Genomic DNA, 27,000 nt, shown 5'->3' on the forward strand with positions numbered 1-27,000 from the left:
AACGATAGATATAGATCTTTTTTAAGCTTAACCATTGAAAGAAAAGAGCCTCTATAGCCCCGTCTTTTAAAGCTCCCCGGAAGGGAGAATCTAAGCAAATAAGGAAACTATTTAAAGGTACTACTTAAGCGCAAAGAGGAGAGAAAATTCCTTTGTTAGGAATTTTATTAAGCTTGAAACGCTTTGAATGCTTCCGGAAGCATATCAATGATATCGGACGCTATGAGTGAGCGTGGGGAGAAGCGAGCTGCGTAGTAATCGCCCGCCAACCCATGCAAGTAGGTAGCAATCATAGTAGCTACAAGTGGTCTGTACCCTTGAGCTAAGAATGCGCCTATCATGCCGGTCAATACATCTCCGCTGCCTGCTGTAGCCATTCCGGAGTTTCCTGTAGGATTAAAATAAACCTTTCCTCCGGGAGTACAAATCGCTGAATAATGGCCTTTGAGTAACACATAAATATTGTATTGCTGGGCCAAGAAGAGAGCCTCATCTAAACGCTGTTCACTTGAAGTACAGTACCCAACCATGCGTTCTAATTCTTTGGCATGTGGAGTCAAAATAGAGTATTCCGGAATTCTAGTGAATAGATCTCTCCGCTCTCCGAGTATATTCAACGCATCAGCATCAAGTACTACGGGAGTACGTGCTCGGAGCAATAGGTCGTCCAACATGGCTTCTGTAAGGTCGGCTTGACCTATGCCGGGCCCTATCGCAATAGAAGAGTAAGGCTCTAACGAGGCAATACGAGTGTCAACCTCATTATGCTTATCCAAGCTAATCATAGCTTCCGGCAAAGCACTCTGCATAGCTGTTTCGCAACAACCGGGTAGGTGAGCTGTAAGTTTCCCGACGCCACAGCGTAGTGCAGCTTTTGCTGCCATGATGGCTGCTCCTGTTTTCCCCCGCGAACCAGCGACTAAAAGTAAATGACCCAATGTGCCCTTATGAGCAAAACGATCTAATGGCACTATAGCTTCGCTTACATCGTGGTCCGTAATCAGGTGGTACTTTGCAGAAAGTTCCTCTTTGCCCTCTCGACTCAGATTGATCGGAAGGGTTACTATATTTCCTACAAAGGAGCTGTTTTCTGCAAAGAAGAAACTAAGTTTTGGGGTTTCAACGGTAAAAGTGTGCGTAGCGTGTATAATACTATCACCCGAACGATTGCGATTGCTATCTGCAAAAAGTCCGCTCGGAATATCAATTGACACAACTTGGCAACCACTTTGATTTATTTGATCTACCAATTGGGCAAACCCGCTCTCCAAAGGCCGATTAAGTCCCACTCCAAAAAGCCCGTCAATGATTACGTGCCGTTGTGTAAGTTGAGGCATTGTAAAAGAGGTCTTTACCTCGTTAAAGATCAGATTTCCCTCATTGCATGCTACGGCACGTTTTTCACTGCATTCGACAGAGAGGTTATCTTTGACATTGAATAGGTACACTTCCGTTGTGTACATCATTCTTGCCAGCTCCACAGCAATGGTTAAAGCATCTGCACCATTATTGCCCGGACCTGCTAATATGACTACAGGATTGGCCTGTGGCTTATACAGGCGACTAAAGTGCTGTGCGAATTGTTGTGCAACTCGATTGATTAATTCGATGGAAGAGACTCCATCGTGCTCCATTGTGTATTGATCCAGAGCTTTTATTTTGTCGGAAGTAAAGACTTTAATCATAAAGACAATTGTAGTTAAATCTTCCGAAGAATACCCCTCTCGGATGATTCTACAAAATTTATGATAGTGTCGCGCTCTGTACAAGTGGGAAATTTCTCTTTAATTTCGGCAATTGCATTACTTGTATTAAGACCGCTATAGTAGATTGTGCGATAAATATCGTCAATTAAATGTATAGCATCAGGGGAAAAGTGGTTTCTCTCCAAGCCTACAGAGTTGATCCCGCAAAAACAGATTGGATCGCGACCTACTAAAGAGTATGGTGGAATGTCCTTGGAGGTCTTTGCCCCTCCCTGCATCATAGAATATGCACCGACCCGGACAAACTGGTGAATTAATATAGCTGCGCTTATTGTGGCAAAATCATCTATGATTACTTCACCGGCAACTTGTGTTGCATTCCCTACAATGACCCGATTCCCAATGACACAGTCGTGCGCTATATGACTATAGGCCATAATAAGGCAGTCATTCCCAATTTTAGTATACCCCCGTGAGGCGGTACCTCGGCTTAAGGTAACATACTCGCGGATGGTGGTTCTGTCTCCTATGATGAGCTCTGTTTCCTCTCCTTTGAACTTAAGATCTTGTGGTATCCCCCCCACAACCGCAAATTGGTGAATCTTGCAATCTTTGCCGATACGACTACCATGGCATATGGTTGCATGAGACATGACGTGTGTTCCTTCGTCAATAGAAACTCCATCCTCAATGACCGCATAAGGGTCTATCCTAACATTAGGCGCTATTTTGGCATCAGGACTGATGATTGCGCAGGGATGAATAGGTGAAGAAATAGAATTTATCATAGTGTTGATTTGTGTTTGCTATATAGTTGGTGGTATTAATACACTTATTCGTTTTTGTTGTTATTTATTATTTGAGCCATAAATTCAGCCTCGCAAACTAACTTACTACCCACAAAAGCAAGGCCACGCATATTGGCTATTCCGCGACGTAACTCACTAGTCATTTTTAATTTGAAAATTAAGGTATCTCCGGGCACTACTTTTTGTCTAAACTTGACATTGTTAATAGTTAAGAAGTAGGTGGAGCAATTATCCCCCATAGAGTTGAGAACTAAGAGTCCGCCTGTCTGTGCCATGGCTTCAACTATGAGTACGCCCGGCATTACCGGTTCGTTGGGAAAATGTCCTTGGAAGAATGGCTCATTACCGGATACGTTCTTTACCCCTACAATGCTTCTGTACCCCATGGAGACAATCTTATCTACCATGAGGAAGGGAAAGCGGTGTGGAAGAAGTTGCTTGATGCGATTAATGTCCATTAGTGGGGTTGCATCGGGATCATACTCCGGAGCCAGACTTTCGTACATCTTGATATCCTTGCGAAGAAGGCGTGCCATCTTATTATTGATGCCATGCCCCGGACGGAATGCAATTACATGTCCTTTGATGAAGCGTCCACAAAGGGCAAAATCGCCTATAATATCTAATATTTTATGGCGGGCCGGCTCATTATTGAAGGCCTCATTAGAATTGAGTGCTCCAAGCTTTTCCGGCAGAGAGAACTGTGGATAGTGTTCTGAGAAGAATGAGCGTTCCTCGTCCGAGAGGGGAGTGTCGGCTATAATTAGAGCATTGGATATATCTCCACCCTGTATAAGTCCCATCTTATGAAGCTTCATAATATCACGAACAAATACAAAAGAGCGAGCTTTTGCTATTTCTGTCTCAAAGGAATCTTGTAGTGACCAGGAGGCAAACTGGTGATCCAATAGCGGACTGTTGTAGGAGAGGTGTGCTTCAATGGCAAATGTGTCGTCAGGGAGCACTAAAATACGAGCCCCGGATTCATCGTCTTTTACTTCGAATGGACGTTTTACGACAAAATACTCTCTCTCTGCCTTTTGCTCTTGGAGGCCAACTCTTTTGATGGCTTCTACATAAGGAGCTGCACTTCCGTCTAAAATGGGAAATTCTTCTCCATTGACCTCCATGAGACAGTTATCCACACCTAATGCGTAGAGAGCAGCCAAGGCATGTTCCACAGTGCCTACACTCATAGTGCGACTTTTCAGTAGAGTAGATCTTTCTGTAGAGGCAACTAGCTCAGCTACAGCATTAATCGTAGCAGGTTCCGCAAGGTCTGTACGACATATCATGTATCCGCTATCTGCCGGTGCAGGGCGCATGGTAAGGGTAACTTCTTTCCCAGTGTGTAGTCCAACTCCATTAAATGTAATTTCGTTACACAGAGTATGTTGCAGTTCCATTATTTTTTCAGTTCTTTAATTTCTTTCTCTAATTCATTGATACGGTGGTAAAGCTCAGGTAGCTTATTCATAAGAACATAGGTGCGGAGTGCTTCGCTTGCATTTACGGCAGGAGAACCTAAGAGGCGACTTCCTGTTTCTGCATTCTTAAGTATTCCACTTTGTGCTCCTATTTCTACATTGTCTCCAATATTGATATGTCCGGCGAAGCCACATTGTCCTCCAATACGACAATGATTGCCTAACTTAGTAGAGCCGGCCAATCCGGTTTGAGCTGCCATTACGGTGTTGTTTCCGATCTGGCAGTTGTGTCCAACTTGAATAAGGTTATCAATCTTAGTTCCTCGTCCAATAGAGGTCTCTCCCATAGTAGCGCGATCAATGCAGCTATTGGCACCTATCTCTACATCGTTGCCAATTACCACATGACCTAGCTGAGGAATCTTTTCATAATGATCTCCAACAGGCGCAAAGCCAAAGCCATCTGCTCCCAGTACAGCTCCAGAATGTATGGTGGCATTCTCTCCTACAATGGTACCATGATAAAGCGTAACACGTGGATAGAGTGTTGTTCCTTTTCCTACAGAGCAGTTTTCTCCTATGTAACAAAGTGGATAAATAGCACACTCCTCTCCCAGTTGAACACCCTTTTCAATGACTGCATAGGCACCAATATAGCATTGATCCGGTATTTTCACTGAAGGATCTATCACTGCCTTGTCAGAAACGCCTTGTGGGTGTCTTTCTGTAGCCCGTGACACGTATTGCATAAGCATGGATAGAGCTGCATAGGCATCGTCTACTACAATGAGAGTACTCTGAATAGGATGGTCGGGGAGAAGTTCCTTACTGATGAGTACTGCAGAAGCTTGCGTTGTGTCTAAGCATGACTTATATTTCCCATTCGAGAGAAAGGAAATGCACCCTTCAGTAGCCTCTTCAATTCCTGCAAAGGAGGTAATTTCTCGCAGCTCGTCTCCTATTACGGTAGCTCCGAGAAGAGTTGCTATATCTCTAATTATTATCTTCATTTAGATTATTCCTTTGCTGATTAAAGCACGTTCCATCTTGAGCCGTACGGCTTCCGCTTCGTTATGAGCTGCTTCTGCAAAACGCTCCCCATTGCTAGCATAGATAATACTTCGAGATGCATTAACAAGGAGTCCACACTCCGTTGTCATACCAGCACTAACAATTGCATCAAAGTCACCTCCTTGTGCTCCAATACCTGGGACTAGTAGAAAGTGATCAGGCGCAATAGCACGAATACGCTCCAACCACTCGGGATGTGTAGCTCCTACTACATACATCAAATGCTCTTTGTCTCCCCACTCTTGGGAAGTGCGAATTACGCTTTCGAAAAAATACTCCCCATGGTCATTCTTTTGCATTTGAAAGTCTTTTGAGCCATCGTTGGAGGTAAGCGCGAGGAGCACGACCCATTTGTCTGAGTAGGCTAAGAAGGGCTTTACACTATCTTCGCCCATATATGGGGCTACTGTAATGCCGTCTGCATGAAAGTGCTCAAAGTAAGCACGCGCATACAATGCCCCTGTATTGCCTATATCGCCCCGTTTGCCATCTGCTATTACCAGCATATGGGGGTATTTGTCCTTTATGTAGTCGATAGTTTCCTCCAATACCTTCATTCCGTAGGAGCCCATCGATTCGTAGAAAGCTACATTTGGTTTGAAAGCTACCGCTGATGGTTCTGTGGCATCAATAATTGCCCTATTGAATGAAAGCATTGGATTCTCTTCATCCATAATGTGGGGTGGCAACTTTCGTACATCTGTGTCCAATCCCACGCAAAGGAAAGAGCGTTTTGCCACTATCTGAGCTATTAATTCTTCTCGTGTCATACTATAAATGAAGTGTCCTATCTGTTGTGTATTAAGCGAGCATTGCTTCGCTCATCTTGTTTGTATTTTCTGCTACCGAAAGAGCATCAATAATGGTAGATAAGTTACCATTCATTACTCCATCCAAATCATGTATCGTCAATCCGATTCTGTGGTCGGTAACACGTCCTTGCGGATAATTGTACGTGCGAATCTTGGCTGATCGGTCTCCCGTAGAAACCATGGATTTCCTTTGTGAGGCTACACTTTCCAGTTGCTTGCTTCGCTCTATGTCGTAGATACGACTTCGAAGTTCAGCCAATGCTTTTGCTTTGTTTTTTAGTTGAGAGCGTTCATCCTGGCACTGCACCACTACACCTGTCGGTATATGAACGATGCGAACTGCTGAGTAAGTCGTATTGACACTTTGTCCACCTGCTCCACTAGAACAGAATGTATCAATACGCAGATCACTCTCTTTTATGTCTACATCCACCTCATCTGCCTCTGGTAGCACGACAACTGAGGCAGCAGAAGTGTGTACTCTTCCTTGGGTCTCCGTCTCCGGCACACGCTGTACTCGATGCACACCGGATTCGTATTTCATAGTCCCATATACCGCGGTGCCGGATAAGTTAAAGATGATCTCTTTATATCCACCTAAAGCTCCTTCGGTTACATGTGTCACAGAGATCTGCCAGCGCTGTTGCTCTGCAAAGCGACTATACATTTTAAATAAGTCGCGAGCAAATAGCGCAGCCTCATCTCCACCGGTACCGGCACGAATTTCTACGATCGCATTCTTTGCATCTTCCGGATCCTCCGGTACAAGCATTAAGGCAATCTGTTGAATTGTAAGGGGAAGATTCGCCTCACTCTCCTCCAATTGATCTTTTGCAAGTGCTTTGAGCTCTTCGTCATTTGAGGAGTCAAGCGTATGGCGAGCCTCTTCAATCAGAGCCTTACATTGTTCGTATTCACTAAGTTCGTGGAATAAGTTTTCTAAGCGCTTGTATTCCTTTGATAGGCGAGTATAGCGCTCTGCATCACAGATTACATTGGGATCTGTGATGAGTACACCTAATTCCTCATATCGTCCTTTTAAGGAAGAAGCATAGCTAATTATTCTCTCTTCGTTCATACGTACTCAATGGTTCCGTAGGGGCTTTTTATTGTCAAGCGATTACATGGGGCAGCTTCCACTCGTCCAATTATTTGTGCGTCTACTTGGAAGCTTTGTGCAATAGAAATAATATCATTAGCCGCTTCACTCGGAACGTAAAACTCAAATCGATGTCCCATATTAAACACCTTATAAAGCTCTTTTGCGTCTGCAGCACTTTCCTCTGCTATTAACTTAAAGAGCGGAGGTATCGGGAGCATGTTGTCTTTGATAACATGTAACCCATTTATAAAGTTCATTACCTTAGTTTGCGCTCCCCCTGTGCAATGTATCATCCCATGTATCTGACTGCGCATTACTTTCAGTACTTGAGCTACAATAGGAGTATAGGTGCGAGTGGGGGATAATATGAGTTGACCTACATTAAGAGGAGTTCCCTCTACCGGATCTAATAAATTTTTTGTGCCACTGTATACCAAGTCTTCAGCGATAGATTTGTCATAGCTCTCGGGGTACTTTGATGCAATGGTTTTATTGAGTATATCGTGGCGAGCTGAAGTGAGTCCATTGCTGCCCATACCACCGTTATAGCACTTCTCGTAAGAAGCTTGTCCGTAAGAGGCAAGTCCGACTATAACATCTCCGGAAGAGATTCTAGCATTATCGATTACCTCATTGCGATGTAGTCTGCATGTAACACTACTATCTACAATGACAGTGCGTACAAGATCCCCCACATCTGCGGTCTCTCCACCTGTTAGTGTAATTCCGACACCGAGAGAACGCAATTTTTCGAGAAATTCCTCTGTGCCTTCAATCAACGCTTTGATCACCTCACCGGGAATTAGCTGCTTGTTTCTACCTATCGTGGAGGAAAGAAGCATACCATCCACAGCACCGACAGCACAGAGGTCGTCTGTATTCATTACTACAGCGTCTTGGGCAATTCCCTTCCATACGCTTAGATCTCCGGTCTCTTTCCAATACACATACGCAAGAGAGCTTTTTGTTCCTGCCCCATCGGCATGCATTATATTGCAGTAATCCGGGTCTCCACCCAGTATGTCGGGGAGTATCTTGCAAAATGCTTTAGGATACAATCCCTTATCTTGCCCTGCGATGGCGTTATGCACATCTTCTTTTGCGGCAGATACACCGCGAGCCATATATCTATTATCTGTCATTGTCTTTTATCTGAGACGAAGCACATCCCCCTCTTCGGGTACGTATTCGTCCATGTCCAATCCATTTATTTTGTACAGTTTCTCCACGCGTATACCATATGTTTGCGATATGCTGTGCATGGATTCTCCCACGACTACTGTGTGTGTGGTGTATTGCTCGGAAGCTCGGTCATTCTTCTTTTGTAGATATACAATATCTCCTTTTTGTAGTGGAAAGTCTATAGGCGCATCATTCCATTTAGCTACTTTCTGGGGACTAAGCTCCATTTCTTGCGCTATGCCGGTGTAAGTATCCCCTTGCTGAGCTATCACGTATAGTAAGCCGTAACTGATATACCCTTTATGTTTGAAGGTGGGGGATGTTGCAGGCTCGGTTGTGTCCTCTTGCCCTTTACCTCTTCCTTTCATCCAGTTAGGGTAGCGTCCGCGATCCAATTCGTACAATTCATATAACTCCACAAGCGCAATAAGCTTGTTCGCGTACCCTTTATCTGTCGCATAGCCTGCTCGCTGTAGCCCTTTAGCCCAACCCCTATAGTCCGATTTTTTTAGATCATAAAGTAGTTGGTAGCGAGGTTGCTTCAGAAAATAAGAATGGTCACGATAAGAATCCTTTGCATTATCATAGCTGCGAAAGCATTCGTTGGGGCGGTCGTCAGATCGATAAGTACGAGCTCCCTGCCATGATTTATGGCATTTGATTCCAAAGTGATTATTGTGTACGGAGGCCAATGTGCTTTTTCCTGCACCGGACTCAAGAAGCCCCTGTGCCATAGTGATAGAAGCAGGTATGTGGTGCTCTTTCATTTGGTGAATAGCCTCGTCTGCGTAGGTGCGAATATACTCTTGATAAATGGCATTCATCTGCTGTGCTTCCAACGAGATCGCCGGAGAAATAACGAGCAGAAAAAGCAGTATGACACTTCGTGTTCTCTTTAGTCTTTGATATTGCATCGCTTCTATTACAATAAAAAACTCATACTCTAAAAAAAGATTTCTCTCAAAGCTCCTATCCCTCTTCGCTAAGTCCGCACAGCCAACTAAGCCAACATACTACAAAAGTACAACAAAAGTTGCTATGTTCCCTTATGAATAGGCTATGTTTATTCTTTATCAGTTAGTATTAACGCTATTATATGGAAAGTACAAGCCTCTCTGTTTGCCCATTACGTGAAATGACAAGGCGAAAAACATCTGTTATTCTTTTTCAAAGAGACGCTCCGCACAAATCTCTTGTGCAACACAGCCTACTCATCAAGCTAAGTGACCTGTATAAACACCTCTGTGAGGTGTATTCAGAAAGCTTATTGTCTGTTTTGAGCAAAGTTATTTGGCTATTAGAGATCTTTCCTTTTAATTTGCAGTCAGAATTCAATAGAACGTAATACGAAGAGAAGCCTATCGGAGCACTACTACTTTTTTGTTTGTAACTATTTTGGTATAACAAGTATGGAAGACTTGACCAAGCTAACCGACAACGAGTTGGTAGCACTATACAGAAAGGGTAGTAATGCGGCTTTTAATACGCTCGTATTGCGTTATGACGCTCCCCTTCATACATATATTCGCATGACGGTAGCTGATAGCGTCTTGGCAGATGATATTTTTCAGGATACCTTCATGAAGGTTATCTTGACTTTGCGTAGTGGAGGCTATTCAGAACAAGGAAAATTCAAGGCTTGGATTATGCAAATTGCACATAATCTGATTATAGATCATTTCCGACGTGTACGAGTGAAGAACGTAGTGACAGCACCTGAAGATGGTAGCTATGAAGATATATTGAATAGACTTCCTTCGGAAGCGCGCAATGCTGAAGAGGAATTGATCCGTCAGAGTAACCACAAGGCAGTGCGCAGTTGGGTGGACAAATTACCCAACTCCCAAAGGGAGGTACTCGAAATGCGCTATCTGGAGGATATGAGTTTCAAAGAAATAGCTGTACAAACCGGAGTGAGTATCAATACAGCTCTCGGGCGTATGCGCTATGCACTGATTAATCTGCGTAAGCAGGCGGCCGCAAGTCCTTTTTAGCGGTGTATTAATCTCTACTTAAGGCCATGTAATCGGCCAGTACCAGCGCAGTTATGGCTTCTACTACGGCCACAGCACGGATTGCGATACAAGGATCGTGTCGCCCTGCGATCTCGATGGTTGCTGCATGGCCGTCAGAAGAGATTGTTTGTTGTGGTCTGCTTATGGAGGGCGTTGGTTTGAATGCTGTTCTAAAGAATATAGGTGCTCCTGTAGAGATACCCCCTAAAATTCCTCCCGCATGGTTGCTAAGGAAATAGGGAGAGCCGTCTTTTCGTAGTGCCATAGCATCATTTGCTTTACTACCTGTCATTGAAGCAGTACGAAACCCATCTCCAAACTCAAATCCCTTCACTCCGTTGATGCTGAGCATGGCATAGCCTAACCGCGCACTCAATTTGTCGTAAATGGGTTCTCCCCAGCCAGCCGGTACGCCTTCTACTTTACAAGCCACTACACCGCCAATACTATCCCCTTCCGCACGAATCGAAGATATAAGTCGGATGATCTCTTTATCTAAAGCTTCATTGGGGCATCGAGAAGAAAAGTCATACGCACGTGTAGGATCTACCTCAGTCCACTCCGGAAGAGAAAGTTCCCCCACACTACATATATAAGGATAAATCTTAATTCCTCGCTGTGCCAGCCATTGTAAAGCAATTGCTCCGGCTACGCAGCGTGCTACTGTTTCTCTTGCAGAACTCCTTCCGCCACCTGATGCTGTGGAATGACCATATTTAACGAAATAGGTATAGTCAGCATGACCCGGTCTGAATAGGTTTCTAACGGCATCGTAATCAGAGCTCCTTACGTCCCTATTTTCAACGAAATAGGCAATGGGAGCACCGGTGGTCACGTATTCCTCTGTCAATCCGGACAGAAAGGTGACCTCATCACTCTCATTGCGTACAGAGGTTAAGTCACTTGCCCCCGGACGTCTATGACCCATCATCTTCTGCAATGCTGAAAGGTCAATAGCTAAGCCGGATGGGATCCCATCCAATACTCCACCTATACCCAATCCGTGTGACTCGCCAAATGTCGTAAGCCTTACATAATTACCGAATGTATTCACGGATGATTAGGGGGCAAGTAATATGTGTGAAAGTTTCCCTTTTTACAAGGGGTCTTCTGCTATTTAGTGACAGCTTGAGCAGCCACTATTTCCACAGTTGCAGTCATGCTCGTCACCGCAACCACAGTCGTCGCCACATCCGCATCCACATCCTTCTCCGGAAGAATGGTTCATGGCTTCTATTTTAGCTCTATCCTCATCTGTAGCGGGACGGGCAGTGATTACGCTACCAATGAAATGGAGCGTTTCGCCTGCTAAGGGATGATTGAAGTCCATCTCCACTTCCTCTTCTGTAACCTCTACCACGGCACCTTGAATATGGTGTCCGTCACTGGTCATCATGGGCAAAGTGCGACCCGGCTGTACGTTGGCAGCATCGAAGTTGCCGGATGCATCTGAGAAAATGCTTTTGGGTAGCTTTAGTATCATGTCTTCTCGCACCTCTCCATAGGCTTCTTCAGGCTTGAGAGTGAAGTCAAAATTGTCTCCTTCATTGAGTCCTTCAAGCTTTTCTTCAAAGAGGGGAAGCATCATTCCAATCCCTTGGATATAAATAAGAGGAGCTTCTGCGGTTGCTTTTTCAATCAAATTGTCATCATTCTTCTCTCCAAGGTAGAGATCATAGCTGCAAGCTACGTAGTGGTCTTTTTGAATAGGCATAATGTAGTTATTCTCTTTCAATTTGCATTTTTCTATGGGCATGCAGCATACTCGCGGGAGGCGCTGTCACTACCGCAGGACAAAGATAATCAAAGAAAAGAAATGAGGAATTGTAAGTTTAGGCCCTTTGAAAAAAAGCACTTGTGAAGGTGTTCTTTTTCCAACCCTATCTTATGGTTAGTGGAAAGATCCAATGGAATGTATGGGTTTCCCCCTCTTTTTTTGTTGGCTCATAAAGTGATGCATATAGCCTTTGCATACCTCATCCAGACGAAGAAGTTTCTCCGGAGAGAGTACTTTGGCGAGCTCTACTTCTTTTTCATAAGTAATAGCAGCTTCTTGTTCTTTTACCTTTTGTTGAAGTTTATAGAATGCAAGGACTTCCTCTTGAGTTACGGCACTACCTTTTTTCTTTAATTCAGCCCGTTGTGTTCGAACTCTTTTCCACAGAACTGCTCTTTGTTTATCTATGTCGGTAAGTGTGGCTGATACCACCTCACTCTCCTCGTCTGTGAGGGAGAGCTGCTGCTTAATATATGCCTTGCGATCATTAATGAGGGCAGAGGTATGTATGGGGCAGGCAGATTCTTGTTTTGACGAGCTCTGTGCCTTCAGTGGAGTGCCAACTGCTACAAATAGGAGTACACTTAGAATAATATAGGATGTGTGTTTCATGTTTTTTTGTGACTTATTGTCGTTCCGAGGCAACTGTTTCTAACCAATTTTCATCTGCCAAATGCTCCTCTACATAGGAGGCGTAATATTCGGCAAAATCGCTCTCAGTAAGTGTGGACTCAACCTTATTCGTCAGCACGTTAGAGATAGAGTCTACATGGGTTTGTGTCTCAGCAAGGTCGTGCTGTAGCAGGTTGAGCATACGTATTGAGCCAATGACAATCACAAAGGTAGCAGCCATATATAGATAAGGACGTAGCACTATAGTAAGACGTTTGTTTGTCTTTACTTCTTTCTTTACCTCGGGGACGGGTATGGGCTCTTGTAATATGCGTTCCTCGACTTCTTTCTTTAGCTGTGTAAAATATCCTTCGGGTACTCGGTAAGCCTTTCGGCACTGTTCACTTGAAGGAATAGGCCCTAAGTTCTCTTCTTTTTGTCTCATCAGTTGTCTATACCAAGTTTCTTTACCTACTAGTACTCTTTATTAGAGTGTGAAAATTGCAAAGGTTTAATCCCCATACTATAGGTGAGGCAGATTACTTGTCTTTGCACACAGGTTGCCTTTTGCTATAATGTTACAGCAGTAGAACGAAAGGAACTCTGTAATATTACATTTGGCCTTTGAAGAGTGGGTGGGTTTTATAGGATTTAGAGCTCCAAACAAAATGTACAGACCTTTCAAATAAAAGGTACAGATGTTTTGATAAAAAGATGTAGATGTTTTGGTAAAAAGATATAGATAAATCAGCGTAGAATAACGCCTTCCCTTCTATTACGATAGAAAAGGAGATTGAGGTTACAGCACCGACTTTGATAAACGAAATGTTATCTACTACCTAATGGCCGCCATCATGAGTTGCAAAAGCATGTTTTGATGGTGGCTTGATGCTCGCTCGGCTGCAAAGCGCTGTATATCTTTTGTACTGACTCCCTTTATTTGAGGGGTGTGGGGATCGGATGTGTAGTCGTATGCCATAGGCGTTACTGCTTTATTTACAATCATATAACGTGTGGCAAGTCTATTTATTATTTTGGGATTGAGCAGTAAAGATTGGTTTGCAGCCTTATTCTCGGCTACGGACTTATATTTAAGTACGTGTGTAATTCCTTTATTTGCTGTTTCAGCCTGAAGCAATATAACAAAGGGCACAGCAAATGTGATACCCCAAACTTATATGTTTTGATAATTTTTTGAGGTTACTCGTGCGAGAAGAGTTTGCGGAAGGTGCCTTCCACATTGCTTGTCCCTATAAGACGGATTGAGTAATCCTTCTGTAGCAGCCCTTTCATATTATCGCTTGGCAGAAAGAATGCTTTATATCCTAAGCGATCCGCTTCGGCAACTCGTTCGCGAATGCGATTGACCGCCCGTATCTCCCCGTTGAGTCCCACCTCCCCGGCGAAACATACGCTTCCAGGTATCGGTTTGTCAATAGTTGATGAGAGGATAGCAAGCAATATAGCTAAGTCCACAGCAGGATCATTAATGCGAATGCCCCCGGCTATATTCATGAATACATCTTGTCGTAGTAGCTTAAAGCCGACCCGCTTCTCTAATACGGCAAGTAGCATATTGAGTCTACGCAGATCAAACCCCGTAGAGGAACGCTGAGGATTGGGATATACGGCACTACTTACTAAGCCTTGCGCTTCGATCAGAAGAGGACGATTCCCTTCTAAGGCAGCAGCAATAGCACGGCCACTTAAGCCGTCCATATTTTTACTAATGAAGTGCTCAGAAGGGTTATCTACAATGCGTAGCCCTGTTTGCTCCATTTCATAGATTCCTAACTCGGAAGTACTGCCGAATCGGTTCTTAGAGGCTCTCAGAATACGAAATTGATAGTGTCTATCCCCCTCAAATTGCAGCACAGTATCTACTGTGTGCTCCAGTACTTTTGGACCTGCCAAAGTGCCTTCTTTTGTAATATGTCCAATCACGATTACGCTTACTCCCTGTGATTTAGCATAGCGAAGCAGTAGGTTGGCGCATTCTTTTATCTGAGCCGGTGATCCGGGAGAGCTCTCCGAAAGGGAAGTGGATACTGTTTGTATGGAGTCAATAACTAATAGATCGGGTTTGAACTCTTCTGCAACATTTAGAATCGCTTCTATATCTGTGACCGTAAGGATAGCCGGCTCTGAGTCGCTGATTCCAATGCGTTCTGCCCGCATTTTGATCTGATATTCGCTTTCCTCTCCTGATACGTAGAGAGTACGGAGACCCTTTGTGTGGACCACTGTCTGCAAGATGAGGGTGGACTTACCAATGCCCGGATCTCCCCCTAAGAGTACAAAAGAGCCCCGCACGAGTCCTCCTCCGAGTACGCGGTTAAACTCACTATCGGCAAGTGTGATTCGAGCCTCTTGTTGTGAGGTTATGTCCTTAAGGAAATGAGGTTTGCCTCCCTTAGTCGTTCCTATTATCTTCTCTGCCAGAGTAGCTTCTTTCCCGGATCCGGAAGGTTCATTCTCCTCTGTGAGGGTATTCCACGATTTACAGAAACTGCATTGCCCCTGCCACTTTGTGTAGTTTGCTCCACAGTTACTGCATACATAGACAGTTCTTGCTTTAGCCATAAAACGTAGTTATTCGCGTATGAGAGGACACGTTGAGCAGCGTAGTAGCCCTCCCTGCTTGGAGGTCTCTGCATAGGGTATGGAATAGGTTTGTATATTCCACTGTTCGGAAAGATGTTGAGCAAGTCGAGTAAAGTGCTCTTCCAATATTACCTTATTTGGAGCTACAGAGACAAAGTTAGTAGCTAATCGGTAAGCTTCTTCCGCAGTGACAGAAAAAAGATTTTCTTTACCAAAGAGTTCCTCTATGAACTTTCGCTCTTCTTCGCAAGCGAACCCCTCCGGATAGTAGACAGCCTTGCCCTTTCCAACCGGCTGAAAGGCGCAGTCAACGTGCAAAATTCCCTCTTTGGGACGTGTATCATGTTTCTTTAAATGTAGGGGAATGAAGCGTTTATGAGGCAAAGTGCGCTGAAAGTATTCCAATGCCGCTCTGTTGGTACGAGCCGTCTTGTATCGATCGAAGCCATCGTTTTGCTCAGTGACTCCTAAGAAGACAATGTCGTCGTAGAGCATTACATCGCCTCCCTCCACACGTATGTGGTCAACGGAAGTATCTTCTTGCTCCAAATAAGTAACTTTTTCTTGGGGAATACTGTGGATAATCTCTTGTAGGGCCTTTTGCTCTTGTGTGCGCTCCTCTAATACATTTGCTACATAGAAGTGATCACCAATCACAAACGAAATGTCGCGTGCAAATATCTGATTACAATTCTCAATTGGAGTAGGACGGAGTACCTCAACCCCTAATTGTGTAAGTACCTCAACCAATCCATTCATTTCCTTCGTAATAGCCGATTCGGATGGATAGTCGCCCTCTTCTATAGATTGATAACTGCGAGCATCGTAGGTCTCTGATAGAGTAGGAGCTGCTCCTTGTGATTCGGGACGCCCTACGATTACCGATTTAAGTCTGCCGGTTTCGTTATTTACAGATACTTTCATAATTTCAAAAGAAAAAGACTCCTGATACAAGAAAGAGACTCTGTAAAAGTCCTTTCAAAAATTAGAGAAAAGAAAAGGTTGATTAAACCTTTAGCTTCGTAACACAGGTCTCTCCGCCTTCGAAAGTAATCTGTACGAGTAACAGAGCAGGGGAGACAGGCAATAGAGTGCGATCTATGCAGACTCTACGAGAGGGTTGGAGAAGGGTATTATAGAGAACTTTCCCCGTAATGTCATATATAGTGATGCTATTTATAACGTCCGATGACTCAATGGAAATCTCGCTTTTTGTAGTTGAGATGCGTACATCGGGAACTGCTTTCTGGGGTGTGGCAACTGCTATATAGTCTGACATTGAAGTAGTATTAATCTCTCTCTCAGAAGCAGACAAAGCATGCAACTGACAGAAATCGATCAATATTACGGTAACTAAAAAGTATAATATTTTTCGCATAAGCCACCTTTTACTATTCACTCGCTTCTGAGCAAAAGTAAGTATTTCTTCTGAATAATGAACTATTGAGACTTGCGAAAAGGGTTCTGTCTAAGCAGAGGGAAAAGAGGGACGCCCGATCTGTATGCACCTTAACCCATAGGAGTAGAGATGCTCTGCATCATATTGATTGCGCCCATCGAAGATCAAGTGATCAGATAGCTGCATTGCTATCTCAGAGAAGTCCGGAGCACGAAATTCCTTCCATTCGGTTAGTAGGAGCAGTGCATTAGTTCCTTGCAATGCCTCGTATTTATTGGTGCAATAGTGAATGGAATAGTCTTTTAAGTAAAGCTTCTTGGCTATGGGCATAGCTTTGGGATCATAGGCGCGGATAGATGCACCACAGCGTAAAAGCTCTTTAATGATGACGATGGAGGGAGCTTCGCGCATATCGTCCGTTTCGGGCTTGTAAGACAATCCCCAAATGGCAAATATTTTCCCCGAGAGATTCTCTCCGTAGCAGGCTTTTACCTTTTGGGCAAGTAGCAGCTTCTGAGATTCGTTAACCGCCTCAACGGCAGCAGTGATGCGAGGGGTATAACCAAAGCTTTCGGCTGTGTGCCGTAGCGCTCTGATGTCCTTCGGAAAGCAGCTGCCACCAAACCCCACACCGGGATAAGTAAAGCTATAGCCTATACGCGTGTCGGAGCCTATGCCTATACGTACCTTTTGTACGTCAGCACCAACTCGCTCACAAATATTGGCGATCTCGTTCATAAAAGATATCTTGGTCGCCAGCATTGCATTTGCTGCGTACTTAGTCATTTCCGCCGAACGTGTATCCATAGCGATAAAGCGATCATTAAGCAGAGTAAAGGGTGCGTATAGGGTACGCATTACCTCCAATGCCTCCTTGCTTTCACTACCTACGATAATGCGGTCCGGACTCATAAAGTCCTTCACGGCAGCACCTTCTTTGAGAAACTCTGGGTTTGATACAACGTCAAAGTGAATATCCACTTTGCGTTTGTCCAACTCTTGTCGAATAATGGAGCGAACTTGATCGGCAGTGCCGGGTGGAACAGTTGATTTATTTACAATGAGCAGTGGCGCCTGCATAGCAGCACCAATCTCCCGAGCAGCAGCATGGATATATCGCAAGTCTGCGTTACCATTCTCTCCTTGTGGGGTGCCTACTGCAATAAAAACCACCTCGGCTCCTTCTAATGCTTGAGGTAGCTGGTCTGTAAAGGTTAGCTGACCTTTAGCTCTATTTTCTTTGATAAGAGATTCTAAGCCGGGTTCGTAGATGGGGCATAGCCCTTGTTGTAACTGCGCTATCTTTGTTGCATCCGTATCCACGCAACAAACTCGATTACCCATTGCCGCAAAGCAAACACCGGTAACCAAACCTACGTAACCGCATCCTACCATTACTATCCGCATAGCAAGACATGAACAGCCGAATCATGCATAAAGTTTACTCCGCAGCACAGAATGTGATTGTTAAAAGGGATCAAGACCTCAAGGAAAAACTTCTATCCTTTACAGCCGTTGGTCGTAGGCGCCGGTGGGGAGTGCGGACTTAACGTCGTAGACAACTGTATTAGTGGCTTTGAGGGGAGTGAGGTCAAGGGCATCGTACTCTTGGTGTGCCACGGCAAGGACTATCGCATCGTACTGTGCTTGAGGAAGAACATTGTATACCTCTACGCCATATTCACACCGAGCCACTTCGGGGTCAGCCCATGGGTCGTGGATGGTTACATTCACGTTGTACTCGCTAAGTGTCTTGACGATGTCAATTACTTTGGTGTTACGCACATCGGGGCAGTTCTCTTTAAAGGTGAAGCCGAGGATCAGTACATTTGCTCCAAGTACCTGAATGCCTTTTTTGAGCATCAGTTTAATCACCTGATCCGCTATGTAGGCTCCCATTCCATCGTTCATACGTCTACCGGCAAGTATGATTTCGGGGTTATAGCCATGTCGCTGCGCACACTGAGCTAGGTAATAGGGATCTACTCCAATACAATGTCCACCCACCAAACCTGGGCGAAAGGGCAGGAAATTCCATTTTGTACCGGCGGCTTCAAGCACATCTAATGTGTCAATGCCGATACGGCTAAATATCTTTGCTAACTCGTTAACAAAGGCAATATTGATATCCCTTTGGGAGTTCTCAATCACTTTAGCCGCTTCCGCTACCTTAATAGAAGGGGCTAAATGGGTACCAGCTGTGATTACAGAGCTGTACACGGCATCCACATACTTGCCTACTGAAGGAGTAGAGCCTGAAGTAACCTTTTTGATATGCTCTACAGTATGCTGTTTATCTCCTGGATTGATGCGTTCGGGGCTATAGCCGGCATAGAAATCCTTATTTAGTTTCAAGCCGGAAATATGCTCTACTACCGGAATGCATTCATCTTCGGTCACTCCGGGATAGACGGTACTCTCATACACTACCACGTCACCACGGTCAATTACCTTGCCGATGGTGGTGCTGGCACCAATTAAGGGAGTCAAGTCGGGGGTATGGTTTTTATCTACCGGTGTAGGTACGGCAACTATGTAAAAGTTGCAGTTGCGTATCTCTTCAAGGTTGGAAGTGCAACGGAATCCGTTGTCCAGAGCAGATTGCAGCAAATCGTCCGAAACTTCAAGTGTGGTATCATGCCCTGCCATAAGCGCTTCAACACGCTTTGGGTTCATGTCGAATCCAATGGTCTCGTATTTAGTTGAAAAGAGGCGGGCTAAGGGTAGTCCTACGTAGCCAAGACCAATCACGGCTATTTTGGTATCGCTGAGCGCTCTCATGTTTGTCTTGCGAAATAGGTGGAGGTATTACTATTCAATAATTAGGGTATGTGCTTTGGTTATAGGTGCTCTCTATACCAATCACAGCAGGCTGCTAAGCCTTTTCTTACAGAAAACTGTGGATTGTAGCCCAGTAGTTTCTTTGCTTTGTCAATACAAGCGAGGGAGTGGGATATATCCCCTATACGATTGGACCCGTACAGAGGTTCTATTGAGGCAATCTTAGGATCCTGCTTGCTTAAGATCTCCTTAAGATAATCTACTAATTGGTTAAGGGTTGTGCGCTCGCCAAAGGCAGTGTTATATATTTGGTTCACCGCTTCGGGATTAGAGGTCGTAAGTGCCAGTTCATTTATTTGTATTACGTTATCTATATAAGTAAAATCGCGACTGAAAGAGCCGTCCCCATTAATCACAGGCGCTTCGTGTGACAGAAAATTTTTTACAAATTGTGGAATAACTGCTGCATAAGCTCCATATGGGTCCTGCTTGGGGCCAAATACATTGAAGTAACGTAGTCCTATGTACTCTATACCGTAGGTGCGTGCGAAAACATCGGCATATAGCTCATTCACGTATTTGGTCACTGCATAGGGACTGAGTGGACGGCCTATGTATTCTTCCTCTTTGGGAAGTTGGGTGCTATCCCCGTAGGTAGAGCTACTGGCGGCAAATACAAAACGCTTTATGCCTGCATCACGAGCTGCAATCAGCATGTTCACGAATCCCGATATATTCACTTCATTTGTAGTAGCAGGGTCTACTACAGAGCGTGGCACTGAGCCGAGCGCAGCTTCGTGCAGCACATAATCTACTCCTTCACATGCTTTGCTGCAGTCGCCTGAATTGCGTATATCTCCACCCATGAATGTGTAGTTGGGGTTGGGTAGGAATTCCACTATGTTTTGGGGCCTCCCGGTAGCAAAGTTGTCTAAGCAGCGTACCCTGTAGCCACGGTTTAAGAAATATGCCGTCAGATTGGAACCTATGAAGCCGGCACCACCGGTAATCAGAATTGTTTCTCCAGAATGTCCGGTCATATTGAGTGTTATTTTTAACTGTGACAAAGGTATTTATTATCTATAGAATGGGCAAGACGGATTTGGAATGAAGTAGATAACTATTGCTCTTAATCACATCTCCGTCTCGGTTTTTTTATTCTTCCTGCGCAGGACTGTCTTTGAGAAGCGATCTGCTGACTGAGCAAAGGGTATGCCCAACAGCTCCATTACAGCCATTGTCTTTGTAGTCCATTTCAGTGGGGCTCTTAGCACAGCTTTTATATTAATTGGAGTAAAGCGTGTATCGTGTCGTATCTGTCTGCCTCCGAATGAAAATACCCCTCCTATAAAATTGCGTATGCGCCCGGCCAAGGCAGCTTGCTGCAGACGTATTGAGGCATTATTATAGGGGGGCTGAGTGCTCGCTGCTTGTTGAATCTTTGCAGATATAGAGTCGCTTACAGCTTCTCTATTCTTGTGCGGAGTTACGAGCTGTTCAATAATATGAAGTAGTTTATCGCTTTCTATGTAGCGCTCAAAACTTATATTCTCCGTTATTGAGGCTGCATTGAGGTAGTAGTTATATACCGGATCAGTATCATTCATCATATAGATGCGGGGTGCATTGAAGCAGAGAATGAGAGCTAATATATAGCGATCCTCCATAAAGTCTTGCCTCCCGATGGCACATAGCCCTTGCAGTACCGATTCATTGATGAGTGTGCGGCGCATCATCTTATTCCAAAGGCCGGAGTGGATATACCCTCTCAGCAGCTCTTCAAAATAGAGTTCGTGCGTGATATGCCCCTCTACTCCCATACGAGCCAAACGATAGTCGTACAATTGTGCCTCATCATCTTGTGGCAGTATTTCTCCGGTATCCTTTAGAATACGTTGATAAGGAGCAGTTACCCAGTCTACCTCCTTTAGCTCCATTACATTGAGCATACGTAGATAGGCACCCTCCGGTACAGTATCGTCCGGATCGCAATGAATGATAAAGTCACCAGTGGCATGCTTAAGGCCTATCGTACGGGCAGCGAGCACACCTGCGTTACTTTGGTGGAATACGCGGATACACTCCGGATATTGAGTGGCCAGCTTGTCGCAAAGCATCCCTGATGTATCTGAACTGCCGTCATTGATAAGAAGAAGCTCAAGAGGCACCTGCTGTTGAAGCACGCTCTGCACGCTACTCATCAGCGTGTCGGATACGTTATACACAGGCATTATTACGGAGAGAATAGGATTTGTGCTGCTTTTCATTTGGAGAGATTATATTGTTTCCGTTTGAAAAATATCTGTAACATGAGGAATGCCAACTCAGCGATGCCTGCTGCCACAAGGGCTAAGGCTACAGAGGCTGCAGAACGGTGTATGGAAACAGCCGAAAAACCCAATACTATGAGCGAAGTTAAGCTGACTAATTGATTGATGAAAACCACTCGGTAGCGTCCCGTAGGAATGAGTACTAAATCAATTAAAAAGCCAGTGATCATCCATATCATGAGTAGTAGGGAGAGTATGATGAGGATAGGCTGTGCAATAGGTACAAGTGCCTCTCCGGCGATAAGTAATATGATCCATTTGCTGCAAAGCATGAGGGCTATCATAGCGACAAAGCCTAAGGCCAGCTCTTTTCGCAGTACCTTTTTGGCACGCATCATAGAGAAGTTTTGCACCAAGTTGGGAAAGATTGCTGCGTTTAGTGAGCGAATGGCGATATTAGCGGTCGTCATAACTTTGTATGCGAGGTCAAAGGCAGCCAGCTCCGACATGCCAAGTACAATGCCGATTACGTTGTTCATGCCCATTATCTTCACCGTATTCACCATATTGGAGAAAAAAAGTGGCGTAGCTTGGCGTGTATAATTGCGTAGGGTAGCGCGCGATACCCACCGAAGGGATAGGTGTTCCTTGCGAAGTATGTACACGAGTGCTCCGACCATGGCTAATAGTGTTGTACCCGATACGCAAGTTGCATAGACAGCAGTGTCACTCTCCTGCTGTACCCATAAGACGACACCGATTAGGAGCAGTACTTTGGAGAGCAATTGGATGATCAAGTTGACACGATTCTTTTGGATTGCTTGAAAGTACCATGCAGTGGAGAGTACGTTGATAGGAATCAAAAAGGCAAGTGCTGTGTATAGTGCTATATGCGTACGTAAAAAGGGCACGCATAGAATGATGATAAAGTAGAGTAGAGTCGCCCCAATGGCAATGATACTCTTGATTGTCAGAATAGCGGTGAGTACTTCCTCCTTAAGCTGTAGATCTTTCTTCCCGTCTGCTATGGCTACATGTCGTGCCCCTACCATATCAAATCCAAAAGCAACGAGGGCGAGAAAATAGTTGACAAATGAGAAGGCAAAAACAAAAAGTCCATAGCTGTCAGCTCCTAATCGCCTTATCAGTAGGGGATAGAGGATCAGCGAAAAGGCGGAATTGAGAAAAGAAACGAGCGTCATGGAGAAGAAGTTCTCCAAGATGCCGGTATGACGCCTAAGTAGATTGACGTTATCTGAGATAAAGTGAGGGAGTGGTTTCACGCTCTGTGTGGAGTGAGGGTTGTTTTACTCCTCTATACGCCGGAAGTTAAGGTCGAAATTTCTGAGTCTTTTGGAGGGAAGATAAGTGATGCGCACATTTTGTATATCGCGTTGTGCATTGAAATTATGCGGTGCATCGAATCCCCTGCTCCCGAAAGTGAGACGGAAGTTACCCATCTCGCCCAATTGCACGGCATACCCGGCTTGTAAATAGTCGCATAGAATGTCGCTTAGTGCCGTAACTAAACCCACTATATCTCCTGAGGAGAAGGCAGTGCGCCTTACTAATTCGTCCACAATCTCTTGAAAAGACTTTGTCCCGGTGGTAATAGGTACTACTCTGTACTGTTCTTTTCCTGCTTTCTCACCGAAGGCAACGCGCTGTTTTACAATCTTATAGTTCATTTATATAGTCCCCTCTACTGTAGGGTCTCTTATTACTTAATCGCTTCTTACTCTAAGGTAGTTCTTTCTTTCTATTCTTTTTCTTAAAACCCTATAGGGTATTGGCAAAAACCCTATAGCCTTTTTGAGAAAACCCTATAGGGTTTCCCCGAGAACAAAGGTATATATTATTTCCCGGGTATCATCTTTTGGGTAGGAATCACATGAATGGACATGGCTTCTTCGGCTATGAGGTTATCTGTAGTGGAGCATAGTCTAAGGCTTAAACTTGGATGAGTTGCTCTTTTTATAATACCTTTGCGAGAGAAATACGAGTTCCACTTGCTACACGAGTGGAGTGATTGAAGATGCCACATAAACATAAGATTCGGGTCATGGAGGTAAAGCCCTCTTCGGGCATCTTAGATTGATGATTGTATTGTTACTAACTTATGAGTGCTTCACATAGAAGATTTCAGCAGCGTATCAAGGGAACGTATCCCCTTAGATTGATTAATAATTTGACCTACCACCGACTCATTGCTTCACACCGAAGAGTAGGGGAGGCATGGGATAAGGTGATTAACCAATATATAGCAGGCGAAATTGAGCATCGGCAGTACGTGCCTCTGCGGGACCTCGGTACGGAGAAAATAATTTGGCAATACTGGGGGCAGGGTATCAGCAGAGAAAAACTTCCGGAGGTAGTGCAGATCTGTTTTGAGTCGGTTGATAAGTATGCCGGTGACTTCAAAGTGATCAGGCTGACAGACGAGAATATCACCGATTATCTCTCTATTCCGAAGGAGGTACTCGACAAGCGAGATAGCGGCCTGATGAAGAAAGCTTTTTTTAGTGACTTGCTACGTGTAATGCTCTTAGCTTCCTATGGGGGTATTTGGCTGGATGCTACGATTTTGATGACGGGGAGTTTTCCCCGAGAGTTTATGCAGGGTGACCATTTCTGCTATCAAAGGGATGATCAAGAACCCTACAAGCGAATTTGGGAGAATGCGTTTATCTATTACTATTGTTGGAGAGATAAGTTCCAGGTTCGCATGCTTAGCAGTATTCTATGGGCAAAAAAGGGAAGTGAGATGATGACTCTCCTCAGCGATTTGCTGCTTCATTATTGGCTACATGATGAGAAGAGCAAGGAATATTTCTTTTTCCAAATACTTTACAACCGCCTCATTACCGGAGCATATCAACGTCTTAAGCCCATAGTGATAAGTGACTGTACACCGCATCTTTTGCATGCTGTTATTTTGGGTACTTTGCTGCCCTATAGTAGCCAAGATGTTTTGTCGAAAAGTAATCTACACAAACTCTCTTATTTTAAGAAAGGCGAGCTACAGCGGCTTAGAGAGATAGTAAGGCAGCTCGAATCTTCTTCCGCAGAGGAATGAGATCTGCAGAAATATGGTTATTGAGTGTATTACTTGAGATGCGGTTCAAAGGCAGTATGAAAAGGGCTTTATTTAATACATCCTTGTTATTATATTCCTATATTTGTAGATGAAATGGTCCGGTCAATGGATATGACGCAGCAAGAAAGAGAAGAGCAACAAGTAGCGGATAAGTATAACGAGCTGATTGAGGCATATTTGGCCAGCAATCATCGTCGGAAGGTAGAGCGTATTGAAAAGGCTTTCAACTTTGCAAAGAAAGCGCACGAGGGTGTGCGTAGGCGAAGCGGCGAGCCTTATATCCTGCATCCCTTGTCGGTTGCTATTATAGTATGCAAAGAGATGGGGCTAGGCTCTACCAGTATTGTCTGCTCTCTTCTTCACGATGTCGTAGAGGATACTGAGTATACGACCGAGGATATCCGAGAGTTATTTGGCGATAAGGTTGCCCAGATAGTAGAAGGGTTAACCAAAATAAGCGGTGATCTCTTTGCAGATCGTATGCTGGAGAGTGCTCAGGCAGAGAACTTCCGTAAGCTCATTATTACCATGAACGATGATATTCGTGTAATATTGATCAAAATCGCCGACAGACTGCACAATATGCGTACGCTAAGCTCTATGCCTGAACGTAAGCAGCTGAAGATAGCCGGAGAAACGCTCTACGTATATGCGCCTATCGCCCATCGTTTAGGACTCTTTGCTATTAAGACAGAGCTTGAGGAGCTGAGTTTTAAGACTGAGCATCCAGAGGAGTATGCCGATATAAGTGAAAAAATACGCAACAGCGAGCAACAGCGTAGTGAACTTTTTGAGCGGTTTGCTGCTCCGCTTAGAGTACAGTTTGATAAAATTGGACTTAAGTATCAGATTCAAACACGTGTAAAGAGTTGCTACTCCATTTGGCGCAAAATGGAGCAGAAGAATATTCCCTTTGAGGAGGTTTACGATCTATTTGCCGTGCGCATCGTATTTGAGTCGGATGAGACAATCAACGATAAGAACCGCTGCTGGCAGATATACTCTATCATCACCGATATATATCGTGTGAAGCCGGATCGTCTTCGAGACTGGGTGAGTAATCCAAAGAGTAACGGCTATCGAGCATTGCATCTTACGGTTATGGGAGCCGACGGAGTGTGGGTAGAGGTTCAGATCCGCAGCCGTATGATGGACGAGATTGCTGAGTTGGGTGTTGCTGCGCATTGGAAGTATAAGAACGATACCATCGAAGAGGACTCCGAGTTGGAAAAGTGGCTGGAGACGATCCGTAAAATATTGGAGCATCCCTCACCGGATGCGATGGACTTTCTCGACACGATCAAGTTGAACCTCTTCAATGATGAAATAAAAGTGTTTACTCCCAAGGGAGATACAATTACGTTACCTCAGGGTGCTACAGCATTAGACTTCGCTTATGCTATTCATGAGGAGATTGGTATGCACTGCATTGGCGCAAAGGTGAATCATCGCTTAGTGCCGCTGAGCAGCCCTTTGCAGAATGGAGACCAAATCTCTATCATTACGAGTGCCAAGCAATTCCCCATACCGGAGTGGCGCAACTATGTGACTACCGGTAAGGCAAGGAGTTTTATAGACCTCTATCTTAGACGCCAGAGACGGGAATTAGCTGCCAAGGGAGAGAAAGAGGTAATGGAGGTTTTCCGACGTGATGGGGTGGCTGTGTCAGCAAGCGAATTGGATCGTGTGGCCAATTACTACAATTTTCACAAGCGAGAGGACTTTTTCTATGCCGTAGGGCAAGGACTTATTCAACTACCGGAAAGCTTCAAGAAGTTGGCTAAGGAGGGGGATCGCAAGGATTTCTTCTCACGTCTTTTCGGCTCTTCTAAGCGTAAAAGCGAAGAGCAGCGCAACGCTCATGCCGACGTAGTACCCGATGCGAGCAAAAAGTATATCTTAGAGGAGCATAACTTCAAGACTAATTACACTGTTGCGGACTGCTGTATGCCTATTTATGGCGATGAGACGATCGCTTTTATCAATGCGCAAGGGAAATTGGTATTGCACAAGCGCTCTTGCCCTGTTGCCATGCGGCTAAAAAGTAGCTACGGAAATAGTATCGTAGAAACGGAGTGGGGAAATCACTCGCATAGTCTCTTTCAAGGAAAAATACAGATTAAAGGAGTTGACTCCACGGGCATACTAAATACCATTATTCAGAATATTACGGAGGATTTTAATCTGAGTATTACAAATGTGAATATGACTTCACGAGATGGTATTTTCGGGGGTACTATCACTTTGCTGGTACATGATACCGATACGTTGAAAAAGGTGTGTGAAGGCTTAAGGGCAAATCCCTCTATTACAGAAGTAACGCGCGTATAGAGAGA

At 44.5% G+C, this 27,000-nt stretch carries 25 protein-coding genes; 3 read left to right on the forward strand and 22 right to left on the reverse strand.

What is annotated here, in order from left to right:
• Positions 1-167 precede the first annotated feature (167 nt).
• The 8 genes from ACLWMH_RS02600 to ACLWMH_RS02635 are packed head-to-tail and all read right to left on the reverse strand — an operon-like array spanning position 168 to position 9,023.
• Positions 168-1,685 carry an NAD(P)H-hydrate dehydratase gene (locus tag ACLWMH_RS02600; protein WP_411915196.1) on the reverse strand — a complete coding sequence of 506 codons (1,518 nt, stop codon included), beginning with the start codon at positions 1,683-1,685 and terminating at the stop codon, positions 168-170.
• A 14-nt stretch (positions 1,686-1,699) separates the two neighbouring features.
• The gene (gene lpxA / locus ACLWMH_RS02605; protein WP_411915197.1) at positions 1,700-2,494 is read right to left on the reverse strand and encodes an acyl-ACP--UDP-N-acetylglucosamine O-acyltransferase; all 795 of its coding nucleotides are present in this window, start codon (positions 2,492-2,494) and stop codon (positions 1,700-1,702) included.
• A gap of 44 nt (positions 2,495-2,538) precedes the next feature.
• A complete protein-coding gene (locus tag ACLWMH_RS02610; protein WP_411915198.1) occupies positions 2,539-3,921 on the reverse strand; it encodes a bifunctional UDP-3-O-[3-hydroxymyristoyl] N-acetylglucosamine deacetylase/3-hydroxyacyl-ACP dehydratase in 1,383 nt (460 codons plus the stop codon).
• Positions 3,921-4,952, reverse strand: a complete 1,032-nt coding sequence (gene lpxD / locus ACLWMH_RS02615) for a UDP-3-O-(3-hydroxymyristoyl)glucosamine N-acyltransferase (protein ID WP_411915199.1) — start codon at positions 4,950-4,952, stop codon at positions 3,921-3,923. Before lpxD ends, ACLWMH_RS02610 begins: the two co-directional genes overlap by 1 nt.
• A complete protein-coding gene (gene pyrF, locus ACLWMH_RS02620) occupies positions 4,953-5,783 on the reverse strand; it encodes an orotidine-5'-phosphate decarboxylase (RefSeq protein WP_411915200.1) in 831 nt (276 codons plus the stop codon).
• A gap of 31 nt (positions 5,784-5,814) precedes the next feature.
• The gene (gene prfA / locus ACLWMH_RS02625; protein ID WP_411915201.1) at positions 5,815-6,903 is read right to left on the reverse strand and encodes a peptide chain release factor 1; all 1,089 of its coding nucleotides are present in this window, start codon (positions 6,901-6,903) and stop codon (positions 5,815-5,817) included.
• Positions 6,900-8,069 carry an AIR synthase related protein gene (locus ACLWMH_RS02630; RefSeq protein ID WP_411915202.1) on the reverse strand — a complete coding sequence of 390 codons (1,170 nt, stop codon included), beginning with the start codon at positions 8,067-8,069 and terminating at the stop codon, positions 6,900-6,902. Before ACLWMH_RS02630 ends, prfA begins: the two co-directional genes overlap by 4 nt.
• Before the next feature lie 6 nt (positions 8,070-8,075).
• Positions 8,076-9,023 (reverse strand): glucosaminidase domain-containing protein, encoded by a 948-nt coding sequence (locus ACLWMH_RS02635; RefSeq protein ID WP_411915203.1) that lies wholly within the window; start codon positions 9,021-9,023, stop codon positions 8,076-8,078.
• Positions 9,024-9,518: 495 nt separating this feature from the next.
• Between ACLWMH_RS02635 and ACLWMH_RS02640 the strand changes: the two genes are divergently transcribed.
• Positions 9,519-10,103, forward strand: a complete 585-nt coding sequence (locus tag ACLWMH_RS02640) for an RNA polymerase sigma factor (RefSeq protein ID WP_411915204.1) — start codon at positions 9,519-9,521, stop codon at positions 10,101-10,103.
• A 7-nt stretch (positions 10,104-10,110) separates the two neighbouring features.
• Here ACLWMH_RS02640 and aroC read toward each other — a convergent pair whose 3' ends face one another.
• From aroC to ACLWMH_RS02710, 14 genes are all read right to left on the reverse strand, one after another.
• On the reverse strand, positions 10,111-11,178 hold the full coding sequence (gene aroC, locus ACLWMH_RS02645; protein WP_411915205.1) for a chorismate synthase: 1,068 nt from the start codon (positions 11,176-11,178) through the stop codon (positions 10,111-10,113).
• Positions 11,179-11,241: 63 nt separating this feature from the next.
• A complete protein-coding gene (locus tag ACLWMH_RS02650) occupies positions 11,242-11,838 on the reverse strand; it encodes an FKBP-type peptidyl-prolyl cis-trans isomerase (protein ID WP_411915206.1) in 597 nt (198 codons plus the stop codon).
• Positions 11,839-12,015: 177 nt separating this feature from the next.
• Positions 12,016-12,513 (reverse strand): hypothetical protein, encoded by a 498-nt coding sequence (locus ACLWMH_RS02655; RefSeq protein ID WP_411915207.1) that lies wholly within the window; start codon positions 12,511-12,513, stop codon positions 12,016-12,018.
• A 13-nt stretch (positions 12,514-12,526) separates the two neighbouring features.
• Positions 12,527-12,958: a hypothetical protein gene (locus ACLWMH_RS02660; RefSeq protein WP_411915208.1), complete on the reverse strand. Its 432-nt coding sequence runs from the start codon at positions 12,956-12,958 to the stop codon at positions 12,527-12,529.
• 390 nt (positions 12,959-13,348) lie between these two features.
• A complete protein-coding gene (locus ACLWMH_RS02665) occupies positions 13,349-13,666 on the reverse strand; it encodes a hypothetical protein (protein WP_411915209.1) in 318 nt (105 codons plus the stop codon).
• 47 nt (positions 13,667-13,713) lie between these two features.
• A complete protein-coding gene (radA, locus tag ACLWMH_RS02670) occupies positions 13,714-15,096 on the reverse strand; it encodes a DNA repair protein RadA (protein ID WP_411915210.1) in 1,383 nt (460 codons plus the stop codon).
• Positions 15,097-15,105: 9 nt separating this feature from the next.
• Positions 15,106-16,041: a dimethylarginine dimethylaminohydrolase family protein gene (locus tag ACLWMH_RS02675; protein ID WP_411915211.1), complete on the reverse strand. Its 936-nt coding sequence runs from the start codon at positions 16,039-16,041 to the stop codon at positions 15,106-15,108.
• Between the two features lie 82 nt (positions 16,042-16,123).
• Positions 16,124-16,495, reverse strand: a complete 372-nt coding sequence (locus ACLWMH_RS02680; protein ID WP_411915212.1) for a hypothetical protein — start codon at positions 16,493-16,495, stop codon at positions 16,124-16,126.
• A 90-nt stretch (positions 16,496-16,585) separates the two neighbouring features.
• Positions 16,586-17,923, reverse strand: a complete 1,338-nt coding sequence (locus ACLWMH_RS02685) for a UDP-glucose dehydrogenase family protein (RefSeq protein ID WP_411915213.1) — start codon at positions 17,921-17,923, stop codon at positions 16,586-16,588.
• Positions 17,924-18,022: 99 nt separating this feature from the next.
• On the reverse strand, positions 18,023-19,297 hold the full coding sequence (locus ACLWMH_RS02690; protein WP_411915214.1) for a nucleotide sugar dehydrogenase: 1,275 nt from the start codon (positions 19,295-19,297) through the stop codon (positions 18,023-18,025).
• Between the two features lie 59 nt (positions 19,298-19,356).
• On the reverse strand, positions 19,357-20,337 hold the full coding sequence (locus ACLWMH_RS02695; RefSeq protein WP_411915215.1) for an SDR family oxidoreductase: 981 nt from the start codon (positions 20,335-20,337) through the stop codon (positions 19,357-19,359).
• A gap of 93 nt (positions 20,338-20,430) precedes the next feature.
• A complete protein-coding gene (locus ACLWMH_RS02700; RefSeq protein WP_411915216.1) occupies positions 20,431-21,564 on the reverse strand; it encodes a glycosyltransferase family 2 protein in 1,134 nt (377 codons plus the stop codon).
• On the reverse strand, positions 21,561-22,850 hold the full coding sequence (locus ACLWMH_RS02705) for an oligosaccharide flippase family protein (RefSeq protein WP_411915217.1): 1,290 nt from the start codon (positions 22,848-22,850) through the stop codon (positions 21,561-21,563). The genes ACLWMH_RS02700 and ACLWMH_RS02705 overlap by 4 nt, the downstream gene beginning before the upstream one ends.
• 24 nt (positions 22,851-22,874) lie before the next feature.
• A complete protein-coding gene (locus tag ACLWMH_RS02710; RefSeq protein WP_411915218.1) occupies positions 22,875-23,255 on the reverse strand; it encodes an HU family DNA-binding protein in 381 nt (126 codons plus the stop codon).
• A gap of 500 nt (positions 23,256-23,755) precedes the next feature.
• On the opposite strand from ACLWMH_RS02710, the gene ACLWMH_RS02715 reads away from it, so the two are divergent.
• Together ACLWMH_RS02715 and ACLWMH_RS02720 are read left to right on the forward strand one after the other, a co-directional pair.
• Positions 23,756-24,643, forward strand: a complete 888-nt coding sequence (locus ACLWMH_RS02715; protein ID WP_411915219.1) for a capsular polysaccharide synthesis protein — start codon at positions 23,756-23,758, stop codon at positions 24,641-24,643.
• A gap of 132 nt (positions 24,644-24,775) precedes the next feature.
• On the forward strand, positions 24,776-26,995 hold the full coding sequence (locus tag ACLWMH_RS02720) for a RelA/SpoT family protein (protein WP_411915220.1): 2,220 nt from the start codon (positions 24,776-24,778) through the stop codon (positions 26,993-26,995).
• The last annotated feature ends 5 nt before the right edge of the window (positions 26,996-27,000 follow it).

The sequence above is a fragment of the Porphyromonas miyakawae genome, from assembly GCF_045865415.1.
Taxonomy (GTDB): domain Bacteria; phylum Bacteroidota; class Bacteroidia; order Bacteroidales; family Porphyromonadaceae; genus Porphyromonas; species Porphyromonas miyakawae.